Below are 21,745 nucleotides of genomic sequence, written 5' to 3'. Positions count from 1 at the left end.
GCCTCAGGGAACGCAGGAAGACGGAGAGCACGAGAATGACCACGACCGCCCAGGTGCGCGGCACCGACCGTCCGGCCGGGTCCGACCGCGAGGCCGGCTGGCGCGACATCGCCGCCCTGGTGCTCGCGCGCATCGGCGCGCGGCTGCGCCTGATCGCCTCCGCCGTGCGGCCCCTGGCATGGGTGCTCGCCGCGATCGCCCTGGGGTGCCTCGTGATCGCCCTGCCGCTCGGCTGGCTCGAGGTCGCCGTGATCGCCGTCGTGATCGCCGTCGTGCTGATCCTGTGCGCGCTGTTCCTGATCGGGCGCACCGCCTACGACGTCAGCCTCGACCTCGCCCGCACCAGGGTCGTCGTGGGGGAGCGCGCCGTGGGTGCGCTCACCCTGGCCAATCGCGGCTCGAGGGCCATCCTGCCCTCCCGGGTGGTGCTGCCGGTCGGCGCCGGTCGCGGCGAGTTCGGCATCAAGCGGCTCGCTCCGGGTGAGGAGGCGGAGGAGCTCTTCGCGATCCCCACCCACCGTCGCGGCGTCGTCTCGGTCGGACCGGTCAGCGTCGTGCGCGGCGATCCGCTCGGGCTCTTCGAGCGCGCGCACCGCCGCGACGACCCGATCGACCTGTTCGTGCACCCGCGCACGATCGTGTTCGACGGGCAGTCGCTCGGGTTCCTGCGCGACCTCGAAGGTCTGCCGGCGTCGGATCTGTCCCGCGACGACGTCTCGTTCCACGCTCTGAACGAGTACCAGCCCGGTGACGACCTGCGCAGGGTGCACTGGCGCTCGTCCGCGCGCACCGGCGTGCTCATGGTGCGCCAGTACGAGGAGACCCGCCGCTCCCACTTCGTGATCGGCCTGAGCCGTGCCGCGAACGAGTACGCGGAGCCTGACGAGTTCGAGCTGGCGATCTCGCTGGCCGGATCCGTGGGCCTGCGCGCGATCCGCGACTCGCAGCACGTCGATCTGCGCGTGCAGGGCAGGGCGCTGCCGTCCGGAACGGGCAAGCAGCTGCTGGATTCCCTCGCCGGCGTCGAGGAGGGCCGCGCCAAGGGGGGCGGTCTGGCGACTCTCGCCGGCACGGTCGCCGCGCACATGCCGCTGTCGAGTGTCGTCGTCCTGGTCGGCGGCAGCCGCACCTCTCCCGAGGAGCTGCGCGCCGCGTGCGCCCGGCTCCCGTTCGGCTCCCGGGTGCTCGCGATCGTCGCGGACCTGGGCGAGGCGCCGTCCCTGCGCCGCATCGGCGAGGCCGACGTGATCACGGTGGGGGCGCTCGAGCAGCTGCCGCTCGCCCTCGGGAAGGTGCTCGCATGACCGCGCCCGCGCAGGCCGGCCCCGGCCGCACCGCCAAGGCCCCGAAGGCGCCCCGGGCGCCCCGTGCGTCGAAGCCCGCCCGCACTCCGCTCTCCCCGCGGCGCGTGCTCATCGACCTCGTCGCGGTCGTCCTGCTCCTCGGCGTCGGCGTCGTGGGCTGGTGGCCCTCGTTCGCCGGCGGCTCCTACCTGCCCGCCGCGATCGGCGGGGTGCTCCTCGGCGTCGGCATCGCCCTCCTCTGCGCCTGGCGAGGATGGGGCATCCTGTCCACGGCCGGGCTCACGCTGCTCGCGTACTTCCTCTTCGGCGGAGCGCTCGCGCTGCCGCAGACCACGCTCTTCGGCATCGTGCCGACCGGTGAGACCCTCGGCGCGCTGTCCGCCGGAGCGGTCACGAGCTGGAAGGCCATGCTCACCACGGTCGCCCCCGTCGCGGTCGGCGACGGCTACGCCCTCGTGCCGTTCCTGTCCGCCCTGGTGTCGAGCGTCGTCGCCGCCGCGCTGGCGCTGCGTCTGCGCCGCGTCGCGTGGGCGCTCATCCCGGCGGCCGTGCACCTCATGCTCGTGATCGCGATGGGCGTGCCGGATCCGGCCGCCCCGATCGCCCAGGGCGTCGTGTTCGCCCTCGTGGCGGTCGCGTGGCTCGCGCTGCGCGGCCTCGGCGAGGCCGCCGATGCGGCCGTGTCCGTCGCAGCCGACGGATCCCGCTCCTCCGCACTGCGCCGCCGTCGCGTCCTGGCCGGCACCGCCGTGCTCGTCGCGGCCGGCCTCGCCGGCACGGGCGTCGCCGCTGCGACCACGCTCGCCGAACCGCGGCACGTGTTCCGCGACGTGGTGCTGCCTCCGTTCGACGTGCACCAGTACGCCAGCCCGCTGCAGTCGTACCGCGGGTACGTGAAGGACCACCGCAAAGACACCCTGTTCACGGTGAAGGGGCTGCCCGAGGGCGCCAGGATCCGGGTCGGGACCATGGACGCGTACAACGGCGTCGTGTACGACGTGTCGGACAAGGGCATCGGATCGTCCGGCGCGTTCAGCCCGATCCGGGACAACATGTCGGCCGACGCGACCGGATCCCCGGCGACGCTGGACTTCACGATGGACCAGTACGCGGGCGTCTGGCTGCCCGATGCCGGCCGGGTGAGCAGGATCACGTTCGACGGATCCGATGCCGATGCGCTCCGCCGCGGCACCTATTACAACGAGTCCACGAGCACCGCGGTCGCCACCTCGAAGCTGCGCAAGGGCGATTCGTACACCGTGGACACCACGATGCCGAAGACCTGGACCGACAAGGAGCTCGAGGGTCTGGACTTCGGCACCGTCTCCGTACCGAAGCAGGCGGAAGCGCCGGAGCGACTCGACGCGCTCGCCTCGGACACGGTGGCGGACGCGAAGACCCCGATCGCCCAGGTGCGGGCGCTGGTGAAGAAGTTCTCCGAGGAGGGGTTCTTCAGCCACGGCCTGGACGGCGAGGCGCTGAGCCGCGCAGGCCACACCGAGGAGCGGATCTCCACCCTCATCGGCGGAGAGCAGATGATCGGCGACGACGAGCAGTACGCCGTCGCGATGGCGCTCGCGGCGCGCTCGCTCGGGATCCCGGTCCGCGTCGTGATGGGCTTCTACCCGGACAAGGGCCAGAAGGGCACGTTCTCCGCCAACGGCGACAACCTCCATGCCTGGGTCGAGGTGAACTTCGAGAAGGCGGGCTGGGTCGCGTTCGACCCGACCCCGCCGAAGGACAAGGTCCCGCAGGACCAGATCACCAAGCCCAAGGTCGTGCCCAAGCCACAGGTGCTGCAGCCCCCGCCCCCGCCCCAGGAGCCGGTGGACCTGCCGCCGAGCGTTCCGGATCAGCGAGGCAACCAGGACGGCCCGGACAACCTGCTGAACATCATCGGCACGATCCTCGCGATCGGCGGCAGCGTGCTGCTCGTGCTCGCGATCCTCGCGGCCCCCTTCATCGTGATCGGCGCGTGGAAGGCCGCCCGCCGGCGCAAGCGCCGTGCGGCGGCGCTCGCAGCCGACCGTATCAGCGGCGGCTGGGACGAGCTCACCGACCGGGCCGTGGACTACGGAGCGCGGATCCCCGCAGGTGGCACCAGGTCCGAGGAGGCGCAGACGGTCGCGACCGCGCTCACCGTGCCGGCTGTCACGGCGCTCGCCGACCACGCCGACGCGCAGGTGTTCGGCCCCACCGAGCCGACCACGGAGGACGTGGACGCATTCTGGCGCGAGGTCGACGGCATCGTCGCGGGCCTCGGCAGCCAGGCGAGCTGGCGGCGACGCATGCTCGCACGCCTCAGCATGCGCTCGCTGCTGGGCGGGTCGCGCCTGTCCGCGGGCGTGCAGGGCCTGCGCGATGCGGCGGCCGAGCGCATCCGGCGCCCCGGGACCGGCTCTGGCGCCGCGACCGGCGGTACTGGCACGATCGAGAGCACTGCAGCCAAGACGGGCGGCACCCGAACCGCACGCCCCGGATCCGAGAGCGAGACCCCATGACCATGAGCCCGGCGGGGCCCATCGCTCCCCTCGCGCGCCGCGCGATCGCCTGCGCGATCGACCTCGCCATCATGGCGCTCATCCTCCTCGTCGGCTACGGCGTGACCGCGGCGACGACGCTGGCGGGACTCACCGCGGAGAACGCGGCGTCCAAGGCGGCAGGGCTGGTCGTGGGAGTCGGCCTGACGTTCGCGATCGCCCTGGTCTGGTTCGTCGTGTTCTGCGTCCTCCAGGGATCCGGCGGTTCGGTCGGCATGCGCATCATGAAGCTCCGGCTCGTGCGCGAGGGCAGTGAGGCGCCGCTGGGCTTCGGACGCGCCCTGCTGCGCAACATCGTGTTCGGGCTGAGCGCCGCGATCGTGGTCGGCTACTTCACGCCGCTGTTCGACGGATCCGGACGGTTCCAGGGCTGGCACGACCGCGCCGCCGGAGCGCTCATGCGCGACGCGCGCGGTGCGACGGCCCCGGCACCCGCGGTCATGTCGCAGCCGCCCGTGGCCGTCCCCGCCGCGCCGTCGCTGCAGGGCGGGCTGTTCCCGGCATCGGAGCCCGGGTCCCTGTTCCCGCCGTCGGCGGAACCCGTCGGCCCGCAGGACGGGCACACCGGCTTCACCCTGCCGCCGGCGCCGAGTGCCGCCGTCGCATCGACGGCCGTGCCGGAGGCCGACGGATCCGTCCCGTCCGGAGCGGTCGCTCCCGCCGAGGCCGACCCGCATGACGCGACCGTGCTCTCGCCCGCCGCGCAGGCCGCGGCCGACGCCGCGCACGACGGCGCCATGATCACGGTCGTCCCGGGGGTCAGCCCGTCGGTGCCGGCCCCGGCGCCCGTTCCGGTGTCCGGGCCGGAGACCGTGGCGCCCGCGCGCCCCCCGGTGCCGGCGGCTCCGCCCGCCTCGGTCGACGCCGCGATGGCGCTCCCCGCGGTGGCTCAGCCCGCCGAGGACGAGGACCTCGAGGAGACCAGGATCTCGATCCCCGGGCACCGCCTGCAGTTCGTCTGGGACGACGGCGCCCGCGCCACGGTCTCCGGGCGCACGCTGTTCGGTCGCAATCCGGCACCCGAGGCCGGGACGACCGTGGTGGTCGTGCGGGACGAGACGCTCTCCCTGTCCAAGACGCATTTCGAGGCCGCGGCCGAGGCCGCCGGCGGCTGGGTCATGGATCGGCACTCCACCAACGGCATGACGATCGTCCGCGACGGCGTGCGGATCGCGTGCCCTCCCGGCGAGCGGGTGCGGATCCGCCTGGGCGACGCCATCGAGATCGGCGACCGGATCGTGACCGTGGGAGGCTACGCGTGATCGGACCCATCGTCGCCCGCGCGGGCGCCTCCACGCACACCGGGCTGCGCCGCGCGCTGAACGAGGATGCGCACCTGGCTCAGGCGCCGCTGTTCCTCGTCGCCGACGGCATGGGCGGTCATCAGGCCGGCGACGTCGCCAGCGGCACGGTGATCGAGGGCTTCGCCGCCCTGCACGGGCGCCCGGCGCTCACGATCGACGACGTGAGCTTCACGCTGGCCCGCGTGCGTGCGGCGGTGGACGCGATCGCCGGCGCTTCGCTCGCGAACGGCGGGGTCGCGAAGGCGGGCACCACGCTCAGCGGCGTCGCGATCGCGGCGGTCGACGGCGTCGGGTACTGGCTCGCGGTGAACATCGGGGACTCGCGCACGTACCGCCTCTCCGGCGGTGTGCTGGAGCAGATCTCCGTCGACCACTCCGTCGTGCAGGAGCTCATCGACTCGGGCGAGCTGCGCGCCGCGGACGCCGTGAAGGACCGCCGCCGCAACATCATCACGCGCGCGATCGGAGCCGGCAGCACGGGGGAGGCGGACTACTGGATGATCCCCGCCCGCGTCGGAGACCGGATCCTGGTCTGCTCGGACGGGCTGAGCAGCGAGGTGGAGGACGACGAGATCCGCACCCTCCTCGCGGTGCACGAGGATCCGCAGACCGCCGCCGATCGCCTGATCGACCGCGCGCTCGAGCACGGCGGGCGCGACAACGTCACGGCCGTCGTCGTGGACGCGATCCACGTCAGCACCCGCCCGGGGAGCGACGGCACGACCGGCATCGACGACGAGGACATCGACTCCGACACGCGACCGCGTGCCGAGGCCATGGGAGGGATGCGCTGATGAACACCGTCTACCGCGCAGGGTCCTGGTTCGCTCTGATCGGCTCTGAGGCCGTGGTGGCGCTGCCACCCGACTCCGGCACCGCTCTCGTGCAGCGGCTGTGGGAGCGGATCGAAGCCTCCGAGGTCGCATTCTCCGATGTGGTCGATGCGCTCACCGCAGCCGGAGGCGGATCGTTCTCGGCCATCCCGCCGTTCGCCGCCGTCGTGCGGGAGGGCGAGAACGCACGTATCGCCGTGCGCGGGCGCGTGCTCGCCCGGGTGGTCACCGCCGACGACGAGCACGAGATCACCGGCGCCGAGGTCACCACCTGGAGCGAGCGGTTCGTCCCCGGGATGACCGGCGTCGAGATCAGGGTCGAGGACGGCGGCGAGGATCCGAGCCTGCCGATCGTCGCCGGCATCGTCCGCGCCGCGAGCATCGCCCTCGGTGCGGCCGCCTCCGCTCCGGCCGTCGAGGATCCCCTCCCTGAGTTCGAGGACGTGACGCCGCCGGCCGAACCCCTCGAGGCCGGTCCCGTCGAGGACTCGCTCCCGGAGTCGGCGCCCGAGGCCGAGCCGGCGCCCGACGCCGAGCCGGAGCCCGAGGCCGAGCCGGAGCCGGAGCCCGAGCCCGAGCCCGAGCCCGAGCCCGAGCCCGAGAGTGAGCCGGAGCCGGCTCCTCCCGTCCTGGAGACCCTCGCGGGCACCACGACGCAGGATCCGGTGCCCTCCTCCGACGACCTCGACGACGTCGGCGACACCGTGCTCAGCACGCCGGCACCGGTCGAGACCATCCTCCCGCCGGCCGACACGATCGCCGCCCCGCTCGGCGGACATACGCTCGACCTCTCGCCGGCGCCGACCGCGGTTCCGGTCGCGCAGCCGATCGACGACGGCGACCACGACGGCGCCACGATCTCCCTCGCCCAGGCCCGCGCGATGCGCGGCGGCCTCGCGACCGACCTGCCATCCGCCCTGCCGTCCGAGGTCGCGGAGGCGGATACCCCTGCGCCGATCTCGGCCGTTCCGGTGTCCTCGGTGCCCGGCGTCACCGAAGAACCCGCCGCGGTGGCGGTTCTCACCGCGGGCCCGCGGATCCGGCTGTCCTCGGGACAGGTCGTGGCCCTCGACCGCACAGTCGTGATCGGCCGCCGGCCGCGTGCGACCCGCTCGAGCGGGTCCACGCTGCCGCACCTCGTGGCGGTCGACAGCCCGCAGCAGGACATCTCCCGCAGCCACCTCGAGATCCGGCCGGAGACCGACGCGGTCGTGGTGCTCGATCTGCACACCACGAACGGGTCCACCCTGCTGCGTCCGGGGAGCGACCCTGTGCGGCTGCACCCCGGCGAGCAGACGATCGTGGTCACGGGTGACGTGATCGATCTCGGCGACGGCGTCACCGTCGCCTTCGAGGAGCTGCCGTGAGCCGGCCGCCGTCTCCGCCGCCGCAGCTGGACGGATTCGACTACGTCGAGCCGCTCGGCACCGGCGGCTTCGCCGACGTCTTCCTGTACGAGCAGCAGCAGCCGCGCCGCCGCGTCGCCGTGAAGGTGCTGCTGGCCGACCGGCTGGCGTCGGGCGCCGCGCAGGAGTTCGCGGACGAGGCCAATGTCATGGCGATGCTGTCGACGCATCCGGCCATCGTCACGATCTACCAGACCGGTGTCGCCGCTGACGGGCGGCCGTACCTCGTCATGGAGTACTGCCCGCGGCCGAACCTGCAGCAGCGCGCCCGCAAGGAGCCGTTCAGCGTGGCCGAGGCGCTGCGCGTCGGGGTGCAGGTGGCGGGAGCCGTGGAGACCGCACACCGTGCCGGCGTGCTGCACCGCGACATCAAGCCCGCGAACATCCTGGTGACGGCCTACAACAGGCCGGCGCTGACCGACTTCGGAATCGCATCGACCACGGGCGCCGTGAGCGAAGCCGCGGGCATGTCGATCCCGTGGTCGCCGCCGGAGTCGTTCGGCGACCCGCCGCAGGGCGGTGTGCGCTCCGACGTGTACGCGCTCGCCGCGACGCTCTACACGCTGCTCACGGGGCGCAGCCCGTTCGAGAAGCCGGGCCAGCGCAACAGCGGCGCCGACCTCATCGCGCGCATCGAGTCCGAGCCTCTTCCGCCGCTCGGCCGTGCGGACGTCCCGGAGAGCCTGGGCCGCCTGCTCGAGCGGGGCATGGCGAAGAACCCCGACGACCGCTTCGGCAGCGCGGTGGCGTTCGCGCGGGCGCTGCAGAAGATCCAGATCGAGCTGAGCCATTCGGTCACCCCGATCGACATCGTCGACGACCACCAGCCCGAGCCGGACCACGACGATGACGACGACGGTCTGACCAGGGTGCGCGAGGTCGTCAGCATCGATCCCGGCCACACCGCCACCCGGCCGTCGGCGACGACGAGCCCGATGCCGCCGCAGGCGGGTGCGCCTGCTCCCGGTCCGCGTTTCGACGCCGCTCTGCCTCCTGTCCCGACCGTGGACCCGTCCCTCACGGACGAGACCGTGATCCGGGTGCCGCAGGACGCCACGGCGGCGGCCGGACCCGCCGTCGGCGCGCCGGTCCCTGCTCCCGCTCCGGAGCAGGGGGACGACGATCCGACCATGCTGCGGGCTCCGCGTACGGTCAGCCCGATCGCCGGCGTCCCCGTCACGAACGACGCGGGTCCGGCGCTCGTGCCCGGGGTTCCCGGCGCGGTGGGGGACGCGTCGGCGGAAGCTCCGACGGCACGCGGGTCCCGCAAGGGCTTGCTGTGGGGCCTCGTGGCCGCGGTCGTCGCCGTCGTCCTGATCGGCGGATCCATCGTGACCGTGAACCTGCTCAACGCGAACAGGGCGCTGCCGAAGCCCAGCCCGTCCACCGAGGTGAACCCCGTGGATCCGCTCGGGGACATGGCCGCGGCGCCGAAGGACGTGGTGGGCGCGCCGGACGGAGCCGGAGGCGTGCACTTCACCTGGAGCAACCCGAAGCCGCAGGACCGCGATTCCTACCTCGTCACGGTCATCACGCTCGCCGGGGACGGCGAGACGACGAAGGTCGACAAGGCTGAGATCACGATTCCCGCGCAAAGCGGGCAGACGTGCATCGACGTCGTGCTGCGCCGCGAGAACGGTTCCGGTTCGGCGCCTGTCCGGGGGTGCACGACGCCATGACGCTGGATCCGGAGATCACGCAGGACCCGTCGCGCGCACGCGTGACGGTCGAGTTCGCGGGCGAGTACTTCCCGATCCAGCCCGGCGGCCGGTTCGTGGTGGGGCGCGAGGGCGACCTCTCGATCGACGACAACCTGTTCCTGCACCGGCACTTCCTGGAGATCGCCGAATCCGGCGGCCTCTGGTGGCTGGCCAACATCGGGGCGCGGCTGCAGGCGACCGTGACGGACGCGACCGGCGGTGTGCAGGCCTGGCTCGCCCCCGGCGCGCGCCTCCCGCTCGTGTTCGCGACCACGAGCGTCGTGTTCTCGGCGGGACCGACGACGTATGAGTTCACGATCCACTCCTCCGAGCCCACGTTCCGGGAGACCCGGCGCGAGCGTGAGGTCGAGGGCGACTCCACGATCGGCGAGGTCCCGCTCACGCTCAGCCAGAAGCAGCTGCTGCTCGCGCTCGCCGAGCCGCTGCTGCGCCGCGACGGCACCGGCATGAGCGCCATCCCGTCCAGTGCCGACGCCGCGGCGCGCCTGGGGTGGACGGTGACGCGGTTCAACCGCAAGCTCGACAACGTCTGCGACAAGTTCGACCGGATCGGCGTGCCGGGGATGCGCGGGGGCGCAGGCGGCTCCGCGACGAATCGGCGCGCGCGCCTCGTCGAGCACGTGATCGCCTCGCGCCTGGTCGCGAAGGCGGATCTCACACTTCTCGATGTCGGGGAGACGGATCCCGCCGACGCCGAGTGACGCGCCCCCGGGGTATGGGTAGTGCTGCCCATCGACGGGGTCGTGCGGGGGTTGTTAGGTTCGTTGTGTCGGGCCGGGGTGGTCCGGTCCTAGTGATTACCGGAGGTGTTGACGATGGCCGATTTCGGTGCGTCTTATGCGGAGATGGAGCAGGTGGCGTCGTCGTTGTCGCAGGCTCGTGATGATATTCAGGGTCAGTTGGACACTCTGAAGGGGCAGGTGGACAACCTGCTGGGTGAGGATTTCAAGACGCAGCATGCGTCGGGGAAGTTCGGTGAGGGGTATGGGGAGCTGACCACGGGTCTGAAGCAGGCCGTGGACGGCATCAATGACATGTCGGAGTCGCTGCTGGGCATGATGCGTGCGATCCAGGATCTGGACACGCAGCTCGCCGGCGGCTGACACCGCACCGCATCGCGTACATCGGAGGCGTCGTGCCGGATCCATCCGCACGGCGCCCCGATGCGTCCGCACCAGCAGACGCCCGCAGGGGCGATGACACGGAGGGCATGACATGGCGGGGGACGGGGTTCTCTACCCGATCGACGATCTGAAGACGACCAGCGCGCAGCTGATCGCGATCGTCGATGAGTTCGAGGCGGCGTCGAAACGGCGCGACGATCTCGAGCAGGCGGTGGGCCGCCCGGACGGCGATGACCGGCTGAAGTCACGCGTGCATGACTTCGAGGGAAGTTGGGACGACAGCCGCGACAAGCTGCTGTCCAAGCTCAAGGAGATCTCCGAGCGGGTGAAGGGCACCGTCGACGAGGTCACCAAGACCGACACCGACATGGCCGGCTCGATGCAGCAGTCCGGCCAGGGCACCGGCGGCGGTCGCGGCCGTGCCGTGGCGAACTGAGGGGGAGCGGGATGAAGACGCACAAGGGGCACGAGGTCGCCGTCATCGAGGGCGACTCCGCGGCGATCAGCGATCGCGGCACGACCATCACGACGCTCGCGACGCAGATGACGACCGCCGCGTCGACCCTGCAGGACATCAAGAGCGGCAAGCTCGTCGGCAAGGGCTACGCGATGGACAAGATCAAGGACGTCATCGGCGACATCCACGGAGACCTCGACGAGGCGGGCCGGCGCTACAAGCCCGCGGGCAAGACCCTCACCGATTACGCCGGGGTGCTCGCCACGGTGCAGGCGCAGATGAGGACCATCGTCGGCGACTGCGAGACGAGCGAGAAGGCTCTCGCCACAGCGCAGTCCGATGCCACCGCCGCGGACAGCGCGCTCACCCAGCACAACACGTCCGTCTCGGACCACCCGCCGGCGCCCGACCAGGCCGACGCGTCGAAGTCGGCGGGTGAGAAGCTCTCCGGCGCTGCGACGTCCGCGCACTCCACGCTGACGACGGCGAACGAGACGCACGACCACAACCTCGGCCGCTTCGACACCGCGTACGACACCTGGGACGAGGCGTACGAGCACGCCGTGAACGGGCTCGGCGACGCGAACAAGATCGGCAAGGACAGCACCTGGGAGAACATCGCGGGCGTGCTCGCGGTGATCTCGGAGTGGGTCGGCTGGATCGGGCTCGCGATCGCCGTGCTGGGTCTCATCATCGGCGGACCGTTCTTCGCGATCGCCGCTCTGGTCGTCGGCGTCATCGCGCTCGCGCTCACGGTGGCGCTGATGTTCGACGGCAGGAAGGACGGATGGGATCTGGCCTGGGCGGTGGTCGGCATCCTGCCGATAGGCAAGCTCGGGAAGATCTTCGGCGCGGGCAAGGGCAACATGCTCAACAAGTTCGGGTCGGAGTTCGTGGGCCAGTTCCGCAATCCGGTCCAGCAGATGCGCGGCCTGAAGAGCTTCGCGGACGCCGGAATCGAGTACGGCTCGCGAGGCTTCAAGGAGTATTACGCGGGTGTGAAGGGTCTGCGCCGACTCGGCGTCAATCCCGTCACGGGCTTCGTGGACGGCGTCACCGAGCGCATGCTCTTCGGCCCAGGCCGTTCGTTCTCGGTGGCCTTCCACGAGAGCGTCAGCTCGGGCAGCACCTTCTTCCAGAACGTGTTGACCCAGTCGCTGCCCAAGGGCTTCCAGGGCATCGCCGACGCGCCGTCCTTCTCCACGTTCGAGGCGATGTGGAACACCTACAAGTGGACCGACCGCGGTGTCTCCGTCGGGGCCGACGGCAAGCCCTCGGGTGCGCTCTCGCCCGTCGGCTTCGTCCGAGGGCTGTTCTGATGCCGCATCCGGGCGAGCTGCCCTGGGATCTTCAGTACGACGCGGCCCAGTTCGTCGCGATCCCCTTCCTGGACCCGGCCGATGCCGAAGGGGCTGACACCTGGGTCGGGGAGGCACTCGGGCGGTACGGGATCCATCCCGACACGGCCCCGGAAGCCGTCGAGCAGATCGTCGCCACGGCTCGGATGATGCTCGGCAACTCGCGACCCGGCGCCGCTCGGCTGTGGTTCGCCCCTCCTGGCATCTACAGCGACCTCCTGGTCAGCGTCGCCGTCGAGTCGTCGGCGGATCGTCCCCGCACGGAAGAGCTGTTCGCCGAGGCCACGTCCTCGACGGCGGTCGACGTCACACCTCTGCGCACCGAGACCCACGGCATCGGCTACATCGTGCGGTGGGGGGTGCTCGTCGACGAGGAGGCGGAGCAGGGCGGGACGCTCGTCGCGCAGTGGACGGTGTTGCTGAACGACGGCACGTGGACGATCCTGATGGATGTGCTCGGTACGACGCTCCCCGCCTTCCTGCTGCTCGAGCAGCAGCTTCCCCAGCTGATCCTGGGCATCGGGGTCCCCGATGCGGTGGCCCGATGACGTCCTTGCAGGACCTCATCGCCCTCGAGGACTCACTGCTGGCGGGGTCCCCGCAGCTGCGCACCATGCACGCGGACGCCGTGAGGCGCGCACGAGCCGCGGTGATCGGGCTGCAGGAGGACAGCAGCATCGATGTCGATGAGGTCGAGGCTCGCCTGGGTCCGCTGTGCGCTGAACTTCTGGACGACTTCGCGTCGCGCGCAGCTGCTCTCGTCCCCGAGCGGGAGGCCCGCGCCTGGCGGGACCTCGCGTCCGCGCTGCCTTCGGACTCCCGGTTCGATCTGCTGCGCACGAACGACCTGATGCGGGCTCACGGAACACCGGGAGCGGCGAGGCTGCTGGCGACGGTGGAGTCCGTGCGAGGCGGCGCTGCGCCATCCGACTCGTTGGACCGCGGCCTGGCGGCCGTGGCTCGGCGGTGCGTCTGCGGCTACGCCAAGACCGGAGCGATGCCGAAGCGGTTGTGCCAGCCGTGCGCGAACGCCGTCGCCGCGGCGTGGGTGGCCGAGGAAGAGGGACTCCTGCAGCGCGCGACCGGACTTCGTGACGAGACCGCGCGCATCCTCGACGAGGCGACATCGGCGATCACCAAGGCGCGCGCGATCGGGACGGACGACGCATACAGCACGGAGGAAGCCCTGCTCTCCAAGACGCGGCGTGCGCTGGCGCGAGCGAACCGACGGCACCGCGATGAGGTGTCACGGCTCGATCTGAGCCGGTGGCGCGAGCTCGCGACTCTCGTGAGGCGTGCATCGATGCCGACGATGGCCTCGGAGGCGCGGCGTGCGCGACGCCGTCTCGGCATGGCGCAGCTCTCGCGCCTCGCCCTGCGCGGCGCGAGCTGACCAGGACATTGGATCGACGACGGGGGATGTGACATGGGAACGATGAACGATCTCGGGGTCGAGCTGAGGTTCGGCATCCCGGCCTTCCGGTTCGTGCTGCCGCCGGGCTGGGTGCAGCACCTGCCCACGAACGCCGCCCAGGAGGACGACGTCAAGCGGGCGAGCGCGATCTTCCGGCAGGCGAACCGCCCGGATCTGGATGCGGAGTTCCGCGGGCTGATGGCGCAGACCAACCAGGCGATGGCGCGCACCAAGGTGTTCGCGATCTACCGCCAGGAGCAGGTGGAGATGGACGAGCTGCTGCCCATGTCCATCACGGCGTCCGCGCTCAGCGCCGCGGACGGCGAGAACCTCGACGGCTGGGTGTCGGACGCGTTCCGCACCAAGGGCGCGCAGTTCCTCGACGAGGACGCGCCGCACATCGTGCGGTGGCGGTCGGAGCCGCAGCGACCGGCGAACGCGCGCCGGATCGAAGGGGTCGGCGGCCGCACCCTCACCTACGTGATCCCCGCCCCCGGCACGCAGCGGCGGAAGGCCCTCGTCTTCACGACCACGATCGTGATCCCGGACGGCGACGTCGTACCGGGCGAGGTCGTCGACTCCCTGGAGCTGCTCAGTGACGCGATGATCTCCACGTTCACCTGGGAGCGCGAGCTCGAAGAGCCCGTGCTCCCGGCGGCCCTGGACCGCGGGGACTCCGTCGACTGATCCCCGGAGCGCTGCTCCCGGGGGTATGGGTAGTGCTGCCCATCGACGGGGTTGTGCGGGGGTTGTTAGGTTCGTTGTGTCGGGCCGGGGTGGTCCGGTCCTAGTGATTGCCGGAGGTGTTGACGATGGCCGATTTCGGTGCGTCTTATGCGGAGATGGAGCAGGTGGCGTCGTCGTTGTCGCAGGCTCGTGATGATATTCAGGGTCAGTTGGACACTCTGAAGGGGCAGGTGGACAACCTGCTGGGTGAGGATTTCAAGACGCAGCACGCGTCTGGCAAGTTCGGTGAGGGTTACGGGGAGCTGACCACGGGTCTGAAGCAGGCCGTGGATGGCATCAATGACATGTCGGAGTCCCTTCTGGGGATGATGCGTGCGATCCAGGATCTGGACACGCAGCTCGCCGGCGGCTGACACCGCGCTCGGTGCTGCGGGGGCCGGTGGCACGTCCACCGGCCCCCGTTTCCGCGTTTCGCGGGCGAGCGGCGGCGTACCGGGATCCGGCCCGCCGCCTTGATAACGTGAGGGGATATGAGCCTGTCGAACGACATCTGGGAGATTCCGGCCCAGACCACCGACATCGAGGGTCTGGACGCGCAGGGGCGTCCCGATCCGGCGTACGCGCAGGCGATCGGGCTCGTCCCGGCCCGCCCGGGTGCGCGCATGCTGTCGACCCTCCTCGAACTGGTCGTGGCGCTCGTCATCGCCGTTCCCGGAGCGATCGCCGGCACGAACCTGGTGCTGCTGAGTGCGGCGGATCCGTCGGGGCTGCTGGCGCGCAAGGACCTGATCTGGATCCTGCTCCCGCTGATCGTCTCCTACGCGCTCATGCTCGTCTACACGCTCGTGCAGCTCATCCTGCACGGCCTCAAGGGAATGACGCTCGGCAAGGCCGCGTGCGGGATCCGCACCGTCAACGTGCGCACGCTCGAGAAGCCGGGCTTCTGGCGCGGCGCCGTGGTGCGCTACCTGATCCTCGCGGCATCGTTCCTGGTGCCGGTGGTCGGACCGCTCCTCGTGATCGCGCTGTCTCCGCTGTTCGATCCCGAGCGGCGCGGCCGCGGATGGCCGGACAGGGCCGCGGCCACCTGGCTCGTCGACGTGCGACGGGGCCTGAATCCCTATGACGGCAAGCGGATGCGCATCGCGCGCAAGCAGATCACCACGGAGGTGCACGAGGCCGCGCCCGTGCTGCCCTCGCTCGCCACGCCGGTCGACCGCGATGCTCCCGCGATGTACGTGCCGACCGGACGCTTCTCCGGCGGGGTCGTGGGCGCGCACCGTGCCGCGGCTCCGGTCGCCGCGGCGTCAGGAGCGCCCGGTGCGGCGGCCGGTGCCGGTGCGCCCGTCGCGGGCGTGCCGTCGCTCGCCACGCCGGCCGGCGGCCCTGCCCCGGTAACCGCGGCGCCAGCACCCGCGGCGACCGACGCCCCCGCAGGTGGCTTCGCCCCGCCGTCGGCGCCCGCCGCCGCTGCCTGGCAGCCGCCGACGATCGCGCCGGTGGAGACAGCGCCAGCGCCAGCGCCTGCACCGGCACCGGCACCGGCACCTGAAGCTGTCTCCGCTCCCGACGCCCCGCGCGCGGTCCTCGTGATCGACAACGGCGAGCGGATCGAGGTGCGCAGGGCCACCCTCATCGGGCGTGCGCCGGCGGCCGGGGACGGCGACGGCGACGCACAGCTCGTGCGGGTCCCCGACGAGACGCGCTCGGTGTCCAAGACCCACGTCGCGATCCTGCTCTCGCGTCGCGGCGTGGTCGCCGTCGACCGCGGCTCCACCAACGGCAGCTCGATCGTGCGCGACGGCGCGGAGCACCCGCTGACCCCGGGGCACCCCGCCGAGCTGCGCGCCGGCGACGTGCTCCGCTTCGGCGACCGCAGCCTGCGCGTGGAGCAGGCATGACCCCCGGCGCCCGCGCGGCCGCCGCAGACACGACAGCGCGCGAGCGCCGCCCGGAGGATCACCGATGAAGGTCAAGCTCACCCTGCGCCGCCCCGGCGCACCGCTCACCGACATCGTCGTCACCGCCGACTCCACGGCCACGGTCGCCGACGTCGCGCATCACATCGCGACGACGGATCCGCTGCGCGCGATCCGCGTCGGGCACGGCGAGACGCTCACGCTCTCGGTCGCGCCGCCCACGAGCGAGCGCCTGGTGACGCTGAACCCCGACCTCGCGATCGGCGACGCCCCGGTTGGATCCGGCTTCCTCGCCGAGATCGTGAACCTCGGCGCCGACCGGATCGAGACCGGCACGGCGGGCGCTCGTCCTGCGGCGCACCTGCAGGTGCTCTCCGGTCCCGCCGCCGGCCAGGAGTTCTCCCTGCCGATCGGTCACTTCGTGATCGGTCGCGAGGCCACCGCCGACGTGCACCTCGCCGACCCTCTCGTCTCGAAGAAGCATGCCCGCATCGAGGTCGCCGGGACGTTCGTCGAACTCGTCGACCTGAATTCCGCGAACGGGATCCTCGTCGACGGCGGCCTGATGCAGCGCCTCCGGGTGATCCCGGGGCAGCCCTTCACGCTCGGCGACAGCGAGATCGTGGTGCGCCTCGTCGGCGACTTCGACGGCAGCGCCGCGGATCAGGATCCGGTGCTCGAGCGCGGCGGTGCGCTGCTCTTCAACCGCAGCCCGCGGGTCGAGGAGCGCTTCGCCGGCGAGGAGGTGGACGAGCCGCGCTACCCGCGGGATCAGGTGCAGCGACTGTTCCCCTGGCCCATGCTCGTCGCTCCGATCCTGCTCGCGGTGACGATGTGGGCGGTGACCGGGCGCATGCTGTCCCTGCTCATGGCGGCCGCGAGCCCGATGATGATGTTCGGCAACTTCATCTCGCAGAAGACCAACCTCGGCCAGCGCCTGCGCAAGGAGGCCGAGCTGTTCGAGGACCAGTTCGAGCGCCTCGAGGAGAAGCTCTACCACGCGCGCCCGCGCGAGCATGCGGTGCGCAACAACGAGGTGCCGGCGGTCGCGGTCGTGTTCGACGAGGCGATGCGGCTCGGGCCGCTGCTGTGGACCCGCCGCCCTGAGCACTGGAACTTCCTCGCGGTGCGACTGGGCACCTGCGCCGACCTGTCCCGCACGACGATCACCCGCACCGAGGCCGCAGAGGCGCTGCCCGAGTTCGTGGAGCGGGTCGACCGCCTCGAGGAGCGCTACCGGGTGATCGAGGACGTGCCGATCCTCGAGTCGCTGCAGAGCGTGGGATCCCTCGGCGTCGCCGGTCCCACCTCGGTGGCGGGCGATGCGCTGCGGGGCCTCGCCGTGCAGCTGTTCGGCATGCACTCGTCGAACGAACTCGTCGCGGTCGCGCTCACCGAGCCCGGCTGGGCGAACGAGCTGGACTGGCTGACCTGGCTGCCGCACACCTCGAGCGAGCGCAACCCGTTCAAGGAGATGGCGCTCGCGGACTCGGCGTCCACGGGCACCGCGCTGCTGAACGGGCTCGAGGAGATCGTGATGCGCCGCTCCACGGCGGCAGCGTCGCAGCGCCTGCCGTACGGGGACGACTGGGATCCGATGCGCTACGGCACCGATGTCAAGCGCGCCGCCGAGGAGTCCGCGTTCGAGGGGCAGGCGGCGGTGCTCGTCATCGTCACCAACGACGCCCCCGTCGATCGCGCCCGGCTCACCCAGATCCTCGAGCGCGGCGCCGACGTCGGCGTCTACGCCCTGTTCGTCGCCCCCGTGGTGGAGGCGCTGCCGGCGGCCTGCCGCAGCTTCATCGACGTGACGGCCGGTCTCGAGCACGCGAGAGTCGGCACGGTCCGCAGCGGCATCGCCTACCCCGACGTGAGGGTCGAGGGCGTCTCGCACGCCTACATGACCATGTTCGCCAAGCGCCTCGCCCCGGTCGTCGACGCCTCGACGGTCGTGGAGGACTCCTCGGACATCCCGAACTCGGTCATGTTCCTCTCGCTCGTCGGATCCGAGACCGCGTCGGACCCGACCAGCGTGATCGACCGCTGGCGGCAGAACAACACGATCATCGACCGGTCGGGGGCGCCGCAGTCACGGCTCAAGAAGGCGGGCAACCTGCGCGCCATTATCGGCCAGTCGCAGACCGACGCGATGACCCTCGACCTGCGCACCCAGGGTCCGCACGCCCTCGTCGGCGGCACCACCGGCGCGGGCAAGAGCGAGTTCCTGCAGGCGTGGGTGCTCGGCATGGCCGCCGCGCACAGCCCCGACAGGGTCACGTTCCTCTTCGTCGACTACAAGGGCGGATCCGCGTTCGCCGACTGCGTCGACCTCCCGCACACCGTGGGCCTCGTCACCGACCTCAGCCCGCACCTCGTGCGCCGCGCCCTCACGAGCCTCCGCGCCGAGCTGCATCACCGCGAGCACCTCTTCAACCGCAAGAAGGCGAAGGACCTGCTCGAACTCGAGAAGCGCCGCGACCCGGACACCCCGCCCGCGCTCGTGCTCGTGATCGACGAGTTCGCCGCCCTCGCCGGCGAGGTGCCGGAGTTCGTCGACGGCGTCGTCGACATCGCCCAGCGCGGGCGCTCCCTCGGCATCCACCTGATCATGGCCACGCAGCGCCCCGCCGGCGTGATCAAGGACAACCTCCGCGCCAACACCAACCTGCGTGTGGCGCTGCGCATGGCCGACGAGTCCGACTCCAAGGACGTCGTGGACGACGCCGTCGCCGCGTCCTTCCCGCCGTCGATCCCCGGCCGCGGCATCGCGAAGACCGGCCCAGGGCGTCTCGTGCCGTTCCAGTCCGCCTACGCGGGCGGGTGGTCCACGGACGAGGAGCAGGTCGCCGACGTGCGCGTGGCCGAGCTGCGGTTCGGATCCACCCAGCTCTGGGAGCCGGACCAGGAGCCCGAGTCCGACAGCCACGACGGGGACCTCGGACCCAACGACCAGAAGCGGATCGTCGCGACGCTCGTCGCGGCGGCGACGCATGCCGGCATCCCCGCCCCGCGCCGGCCGTGGCTCGACGACCTCGAGCACGCGGTCGACATCCGCGATCTCCCCACGCTCGGCGACGGGCAGATCCTGCTCGGGAAGACCGATGTGCCCTCCCGCCAGCTGCAGGAGCCCACCTACTTCGTGCCGGACCGCGACGGCTCCCTGCTCGTGTACGGGACGAGCGGCGCGGGCAAGTCGACCGTGCTGCGCACGCTCGCGATCGCGGCGGGATCGGATGCCGCCACGAACGTCGAGGTGTACGCGCTGGACTTCGGATCCGGGGCGCTCAAGAGCCTCGAGATCCTGCCGCAGGTCGGATCCGTCATCTCCGGCGACGACGCGGAGCGCGTGCAGCGCATCCTGCGCTCGCTCGCGCGCGTGCTCGACGACCGCGGCAAGCGGTTCAGCGCCGCGAACGCCGCGAGCCTCACCGAGTACCGCGAGCTCACCGGGATCGACGAGCCGCGCATCCTGTTCCTGCTCGACGGGTTCCCGCAGTTCCGCAGCGAGTGGGAGTCGACCACGGCGCGGATGCCGTTCTATCAGACGTTCATGCGCATCCTCGGCGAGGGCCGCCCGCTGGGCGTGCACGTGATCGCGACCGCCGACCGCTCCGGATCCGTGCCCACCGCGGTCAGCGCGAACGTGTCGCGCAAGGTCGTGCTGCGCCTCTCCGACGAGTCGGGCTATGCGATGCTGAACGCCCCGAAGGACGTGCTCGACGAGCGCTCCGCGCCGGGCCGCGCGATCGTGGACGGGCTGGAGACGCAGATCGCCACCCTCGGCGGCACCCCGAACGTGGCGGAGCAGACGAAGCTGCTCGAGGCGATGGCCGCGGAACTGCGCTCCGCGGGAGCCCGCGAGGTCGCCGAGATCGGATCGCTGCCCACGCGGCTCTCCGCCTCGGCGCTCCCCGACCGCGTCGGGGAGTTCCCGGTGCTGGGCGTCGCAGAGGACACGCTCGCCGCGCGTGACTTCGATCCGATCGGCACGTTCCTCGTGGCGGGACCGCCGCTGTCGGGCAAGACCACGGCTCTCAAGGGCATCATCACGTCGATGCGCCGCTTCGACCCCGCGGTCAAGCTGTTCCACTTCGGCGGGCGCCGATCCGTCCTCAAGGACTACGCCGACTGGACCCGCAGCGCCACCACGCCAGAGGCCGCCAAGGAGCTCGCCGCGGAGCTCGCCGAGCTCGCCGGAGACGAGTCGATGCCGGTGCGGCTGCTCGTCGTCGTCGAGGACGTGCCGCAGTTCGCGGACACGCCTGCCGAGCGCGACATGAAGGCGCTGTTCCAGGCGATCAACCGCAGCGACCACCTGCTGATCGGCGACCTCGACGTCACGCAGGCCACGAGCGGGTTCGGCTACATCGGCGACTTCAAGGCAGGCCGCAAGGGCATCGTGCTCAAGCCGGATGCCTTCGACGGCGACGCCGTGTTCAAGGTCCCGTTCCCCAAGGTCAAGCGCACGGACTTCCCCGAAGGGCGGGGCATCTTCGTGCAGGCGGGACGCCAGGTGATCATGCAGCTGCCGCTGATCGAGGAGGAGACGCTGGTATGAGCGAGAAGACCGTGCTGACCTTCGACAAGACCGCGCTCACGGCGCCCGTGGATCGCGCTGCCGCGCGCGCGGAGGCGCAGGAGGCGCTCGCCGCCGAGGGCGGCGGAGTCACGGCGCGGAGCTTCGCCTCCCGCACCTGGTTCGTCGGAGTGGGAACCGCCGTCGGCATGGCGCTGATCGCCGCGGCCGCCGTCCTCGTCCTCATCATGATCATGCGCCTGGCCACCGGTCACGGCGTCGCCCTTCCGTTCGCCGTGCTGGCCTGGGCCGTCCTCGCCCTGCCGTACGCCTACCGGCGGATCGCCCGCATCGCTCCGCAGCTGCGCGACGCGGACGACCGCTGGTACCGGCTGCGCCGCTTCGCTCCGGCGAACGGGCTGACGCACGCGCTGCGCGAGGCCGATCCGCAGCGCCGTGCCGCCGTGTTCGAAGCCGCGGAAGGCCCGCAACTCGATGATCCCGTCACCGCGAGCCGGCCGAGGCCGCTCGAGGTCGCGAACCTCAGCTTCCACATCGGCGGGGGGCGGGCCCGGATGGACATCGCGATCGCCTATGCGCGATTCACGGTGCGGACCGCACTGCCGGCCCTGGGCATCCAGTCGGTGACGGCGCGGGGCGGAGCAGCCTGGCGCCCGCAGGCTCCGCAGGCCGTCATCGCCGTGGACGACGAGTTCGACCGGCGCTTCCGTGTGTCCTGCGCCCCCGAGGACGCGGCGACCGTGCGTGCTCTGCTCGGGGCCGACACGCGTTCGGCCCTCGTCGACGTCTGCGGGGACGCGGACGTCCAGGTCGTGGGCGACGAGGTGTGGTTCTTCGCGCGCCAGGACCTGCGGCTGCAGGATCCGGTCGTCTGGGAGTGGGTGGAGGACCTGTCGGCGTTGCTGGATCGCACCCTCGATCCGCGTCCCGAGGCATCCGCGCGTTCCGATCAGGACGCGGCGCGCGCTCTCCGCCGTCGGAAGGTCCTCCGCGGCGCAGGCGCTGGACGCCCCTTCGTCCTCGGTTGTCTCGTCCCCCTTCTCCTGGCCGCCATCGTCGTCGTGATCGGCGCGATGACGGGGTGACGCCGCAGACGCATGCCCGGAGCGGCGCACATGCATGGGGAATGCTCCCCATCGCG

The 21,745-nt window shown here is 71.7% G+C and carries 17 protein-coding genes; all 17 read left to right on the top strand.

Annotated elements, in window-relative coordinates; translation table 11 throughout:
• Positions 1-35: 35 nt before the first annotated feature.
• The 17 genes from CQ044_RS14805 to CQ044_RS14725 all read left to right on the top strand — a co-directional run bounded on the left by CQ044_RS14805 (position 36) and on the right by CQ044_RS14725 (position 21,689).
• Entirely contained in the window at positions 36-1,304 is a 1,269-nt protein-coding gene (locus CQ044_RS14805; protein WP_105689171.1) for a DUF58 domain-containing protein, read from the top strand.
• Complete coding sequence (locus CQ044_RS14800; RefSeq protein ID WP_105689170.1) at positions 1,301-3,805, top strand: transglutaminase family protein; 2,505 nt, start codon at positions 1,301-1,303, stop codon at positions 3,803-3,805. The genes CQ044_RS14805 and CQ044_RS14800 overlap by 4 nt, the downstream gene beginning before the upstream one ends.
• Positions 3,802-5,106, top strand: a complete 1,305-nt coding sequence (locus CQ044_RS14795) for an RDD family protein (protein ID WP_105689169.1) — start codon at positions 3,802-3,804, stop codon at positions 5,104-5,106. Before CQ044_RS14800 ends, CQ044_RS14795 begins: the two co-directional genes overlap by 4 nt.
• Positions 5,103-5,942 carry a PP2C family serine/threonine-protein phosphatase gene (locus CQ044_RS14790; protein ID WP_052680175.1) on the top strand — a complete coding sequence of 280 codons (840 nt, stop codon included), beginning with the start codon at positions 5,103-5,105 and terminating at the stop codon, positions 5,940-5,942. The genes CQ044_RS14795 and CQ044_RS14790 overlap by 4 nt, the downstream gene beginning before the upstream one ends.
• Positions 5,942-7,348, top strand: coding sequence for an FHA domain-containing protein (locus tag CQ044_RS14785; protein WP_105689168.1), 1,407 nt, complete (start codon positions 5,942-5,944; stop codon positions 7,346-7,348). Before CQ044_RS14790 ends, CQ044_RS14785 begins: the two co-directional genes overlap by 1 nt.
• The gene (locus CQ044_RS14780) at positions 7,345-9,066 is read left to right on the top strand and encodes a serine/threonine-protein kinase (RefSeq protein WP_105689167.1); all 1,722 of its coding nucleotides are present in this window, start codon (positions 7,345-7,347) and stop codon (positions 9,064-9,066) included. Before CQ044_RS14785 ends, CQ044_RS14780 begins: the two co-directional genes overlap by 4 nt.
• Complete coding sequence (locus CQ044_RS14775; RefSeq protein ID WP_045271907.1) at positions 9,063-9,809, top strand: hypothetical protein; 747 nt, start codon at positions 9,063-9,065, stop codon at positions 9,807-9,809. Before CQ044_RS14780 ends, CQ044_RS14775 begins: the two co-directional genes overlap by 4 nt.
• Before the next feature lie 114 nt (positions 9,810-9,923).
• On the top strand, positions 9,924-10,211 hold the full coding sequence (locus tag CQ044_RS14770; protein WP_052674178.1) for a WXG100 family type VII secretion target: 288 nt from the start codon (positions 9,924-9,926) through the stop codon (positions 10,209-10,211).
• Between the two features lie 112 nt (positions 10,212-10,323).
• Complete coding sequence (locus CQ044_RS14765) at positions 10,324-10,668, top strand: flagellar protein FlgN (RefSeq protein ID WP_105689166.1); 345 nt, start codon at positions 10,324-10,326, stop codon at positions 10,666-10,668.
• An 11-nt stretch (positions 10,669-10,679) separates the two neighbouring features.
• Positions 10,680-12,008, top strand: coding sequence for a hypothetical protein (locus CQ044_RS14760; RefSeq protein WP_105689165.1), 1,329 nt, complete (start codon positions 10,680-10,682; stop codon positions 12,006-12,008).
• The gene (locus CQ044_RS14755; protein ID WP_105689164.1) at positions 12,008-12,595 is read left to right on the top strand and encodes a hypothetical protein; all 588 of its coding nucleotides are present in this window, start codon (positions 12,008-12,010) and stop codon (positions 12,593-12,595) included. Before CQ044_RS14760 ends, CQ044_RS14755 begins: the two co-directional genes overlap by 1 nt.
• Complete coding sequence (locus CQ044_RS14750; protein WP_105689163.1) at positions 12,592-13,440, top strand: hypothetical protein; 849 nt, start codon at positions 12,592-12,594, stop codon at positions 13,438-13,440. The genes CQ044_RS14755 and CQ044_RS14750 overlap by 4 nt, the downstream gene beginning before the upstream one ends.
• A 33-nt stretch (positions 13,441-13,473) precedes the next feature.
• Positions 13,474-14,148, top strand: coding sequence for a hypothetical protein (locus tag CQ044_RS14745; protein WP_105689162.1), 675 nt, complete (start codon positions 13,474-13,476; stop codon positions 14,146-14,148).
• 125 nt (positions 14,149-14,273) lie between these two features.
• Positions 14,274-14,561 (top strand): WXG100 family type VII secretion target, encoded by a 288-nt coding sequence (locus CQ044_RS14740; RefSeq protein WP_052674178.1) that lies wholly within the window; start codon positions 14,274-14,276, stop codon positions 14,559-14,561.
• A 117-nt stretch (positions 14,562-14,678) separates the two neighbouring features.
• Positions 14,679-16,049, top strand: coding sequence for an RDD family protein (locus tag CQ044_RS14735; RefSeq protein ID WP_105689161.1), 1,371 nt, complete (start codon positions 14,679-14,681; stop codon positions 16,047-16,049).
• 64 nt (positions 16,050-16,113) lie between these two features.
• Positions 16,114-20,625, top strand: a complete 4,512-nt coding sequence (locus tag CQ044_RS14730) for an FtsK/SpoIIIE domain-containing protein (RefSeq protein ID WP_105689160.1) — start codon at positions 16,114-16,116, stop codon at positions 20,623-20,625.
• A complete protein-coding gene (locus tag CQ044_RS14725; RefSeq protein WP_105689159.1) occupies positions 20,622-21,689 on the top strand; it encodes a hypothetical protein in 1,068 nt (355 codons plus the stop codon). The genes CQ044_RS14730 and CQ044_RS14725 overlap by 4 nt, the downstream gene beginning before the upstream one ends.
• The last annotated feature ends 56 nt before the right edge of the window (positions 21,690-21,745 follow it).

Source organism: Microbacterium sp. MYb64, from assembly GCF_002979495.1.
GTDB lineage: Bacteria > Actinomycetota > Actinomycetes > Actinomycetales > Microbacteriaceae > Microbacterium > Microbacterium azadirachtae_A.
Note: the sequence above shows the minus strand (reverse complement) of the source record. Positions and strands in the feature narration are given on the sequence as shown.

Bases quoted from the DNA above. Each gene is read 5' to 3' on its own strand.
- CQ044_RS14805 (WP_105689171.1), top strand. From the start codon at position 36: ATGACCACGACCGCCCAGGTGCGCGGCACCGACCGTCCGGCCGGGTCC.
- CQ044_RS14800 (WP_105689170.1), top strand. From the start codon at position 1,301: ATGACCGCGCCCGCGCAGGCCGGCCCCGGCCGCACCGCCAAGGCCCCG.
- CQ044_RS14795 (WP_105689169.1), top strand. From the start codon at position 3,802: ATGACCATGAGCCCGGCGGGGCCCATCGCTCCCCTCGCGCGCCGCGCG.
- CQ044_RS14785 (WP_105689168.1), top strand. From the start codon at position 5,942: ATGAACACCGTCTACCGCGCAGGGTCCTGGTTCGCTCTGATCGGCTCT.
- CQ044_RS14775 (WP_045271907.1), top strand. From the start codon at position 9,063: ATGACGCTGGATCCGGAGATCACGCAGGACCCGTCGCGCGCACGCGTG.
- CQ044_RS14770 (WP_052674178.1), top strand. From the start codon at position 9,924: ATGGCCGATTTCGGTGCGTCTTATGCGGAGATGGAGCAGGTGGCGTCG.
- CQ044_RS14765 (WP_105689166.1), top strand. From the start codon at position 10,324: ATGGCGGGGGACGGGGTTCTCTACCCGATCGACGATCTGAAGACGACC.
- CQ044_RS14760 (WP_105689165.1), top strand. From the start codon at position 10,680: ATGAAGACGCACAAGGGGCACGAGGTCGCCGTCATCGAGGGCGACTCC.
- CQ044_RS14755 (WP_105689164.1), top strand. From the start codon at position 12,008: ATGCCGCATCCGGGCGAGCTGCCCTGGGATCTTCAGTACGACGCGGCC.
- CQ044_RS14750 (WP_105689163.1), top strand. From the start codon at position 12,592: ATGACGTCCTTGCAGGACCTCATCGCCCTCGAGGACTCACTGCTGGCG.
- CQ044_RS14745 (WP_105689162.1), top strand. From the start codon at position 13,474: ATGGGAACGATGAACGATCTCGGGGTCGAGCTGAGGTTCGGCATCCCG.
- CQ044_RS14740 (WP_052674178.1), top strand. From the start codon at position 14,274: ATGGCCGATTTCGGTGCGTCTTATGCGGAGATGGAGCAGGTGGCGTCG.
- CQ044_RS14735 (WP_105689161.1), top strand. From the start codon at position 14,679: ATGAGCCTGTCGAACGACATCTGGGAGATTCCGGCCCAGACCACCGAC.
- CQ044_RS14730 (WP_105689160.1), top strand. From the start codon at position 16,114: ATGAAGGTCAAGCTCACCCTGCGCCGCCCCGGCGCACCGCTCACCGAC.
- CQ044_RS14725 (WP_105689159.1), top strand. From the start codon at position 20,622: ATGAGCGAGAAGACCGTGCTGACCTTCGACAAGACCGCGCTCACGGCG.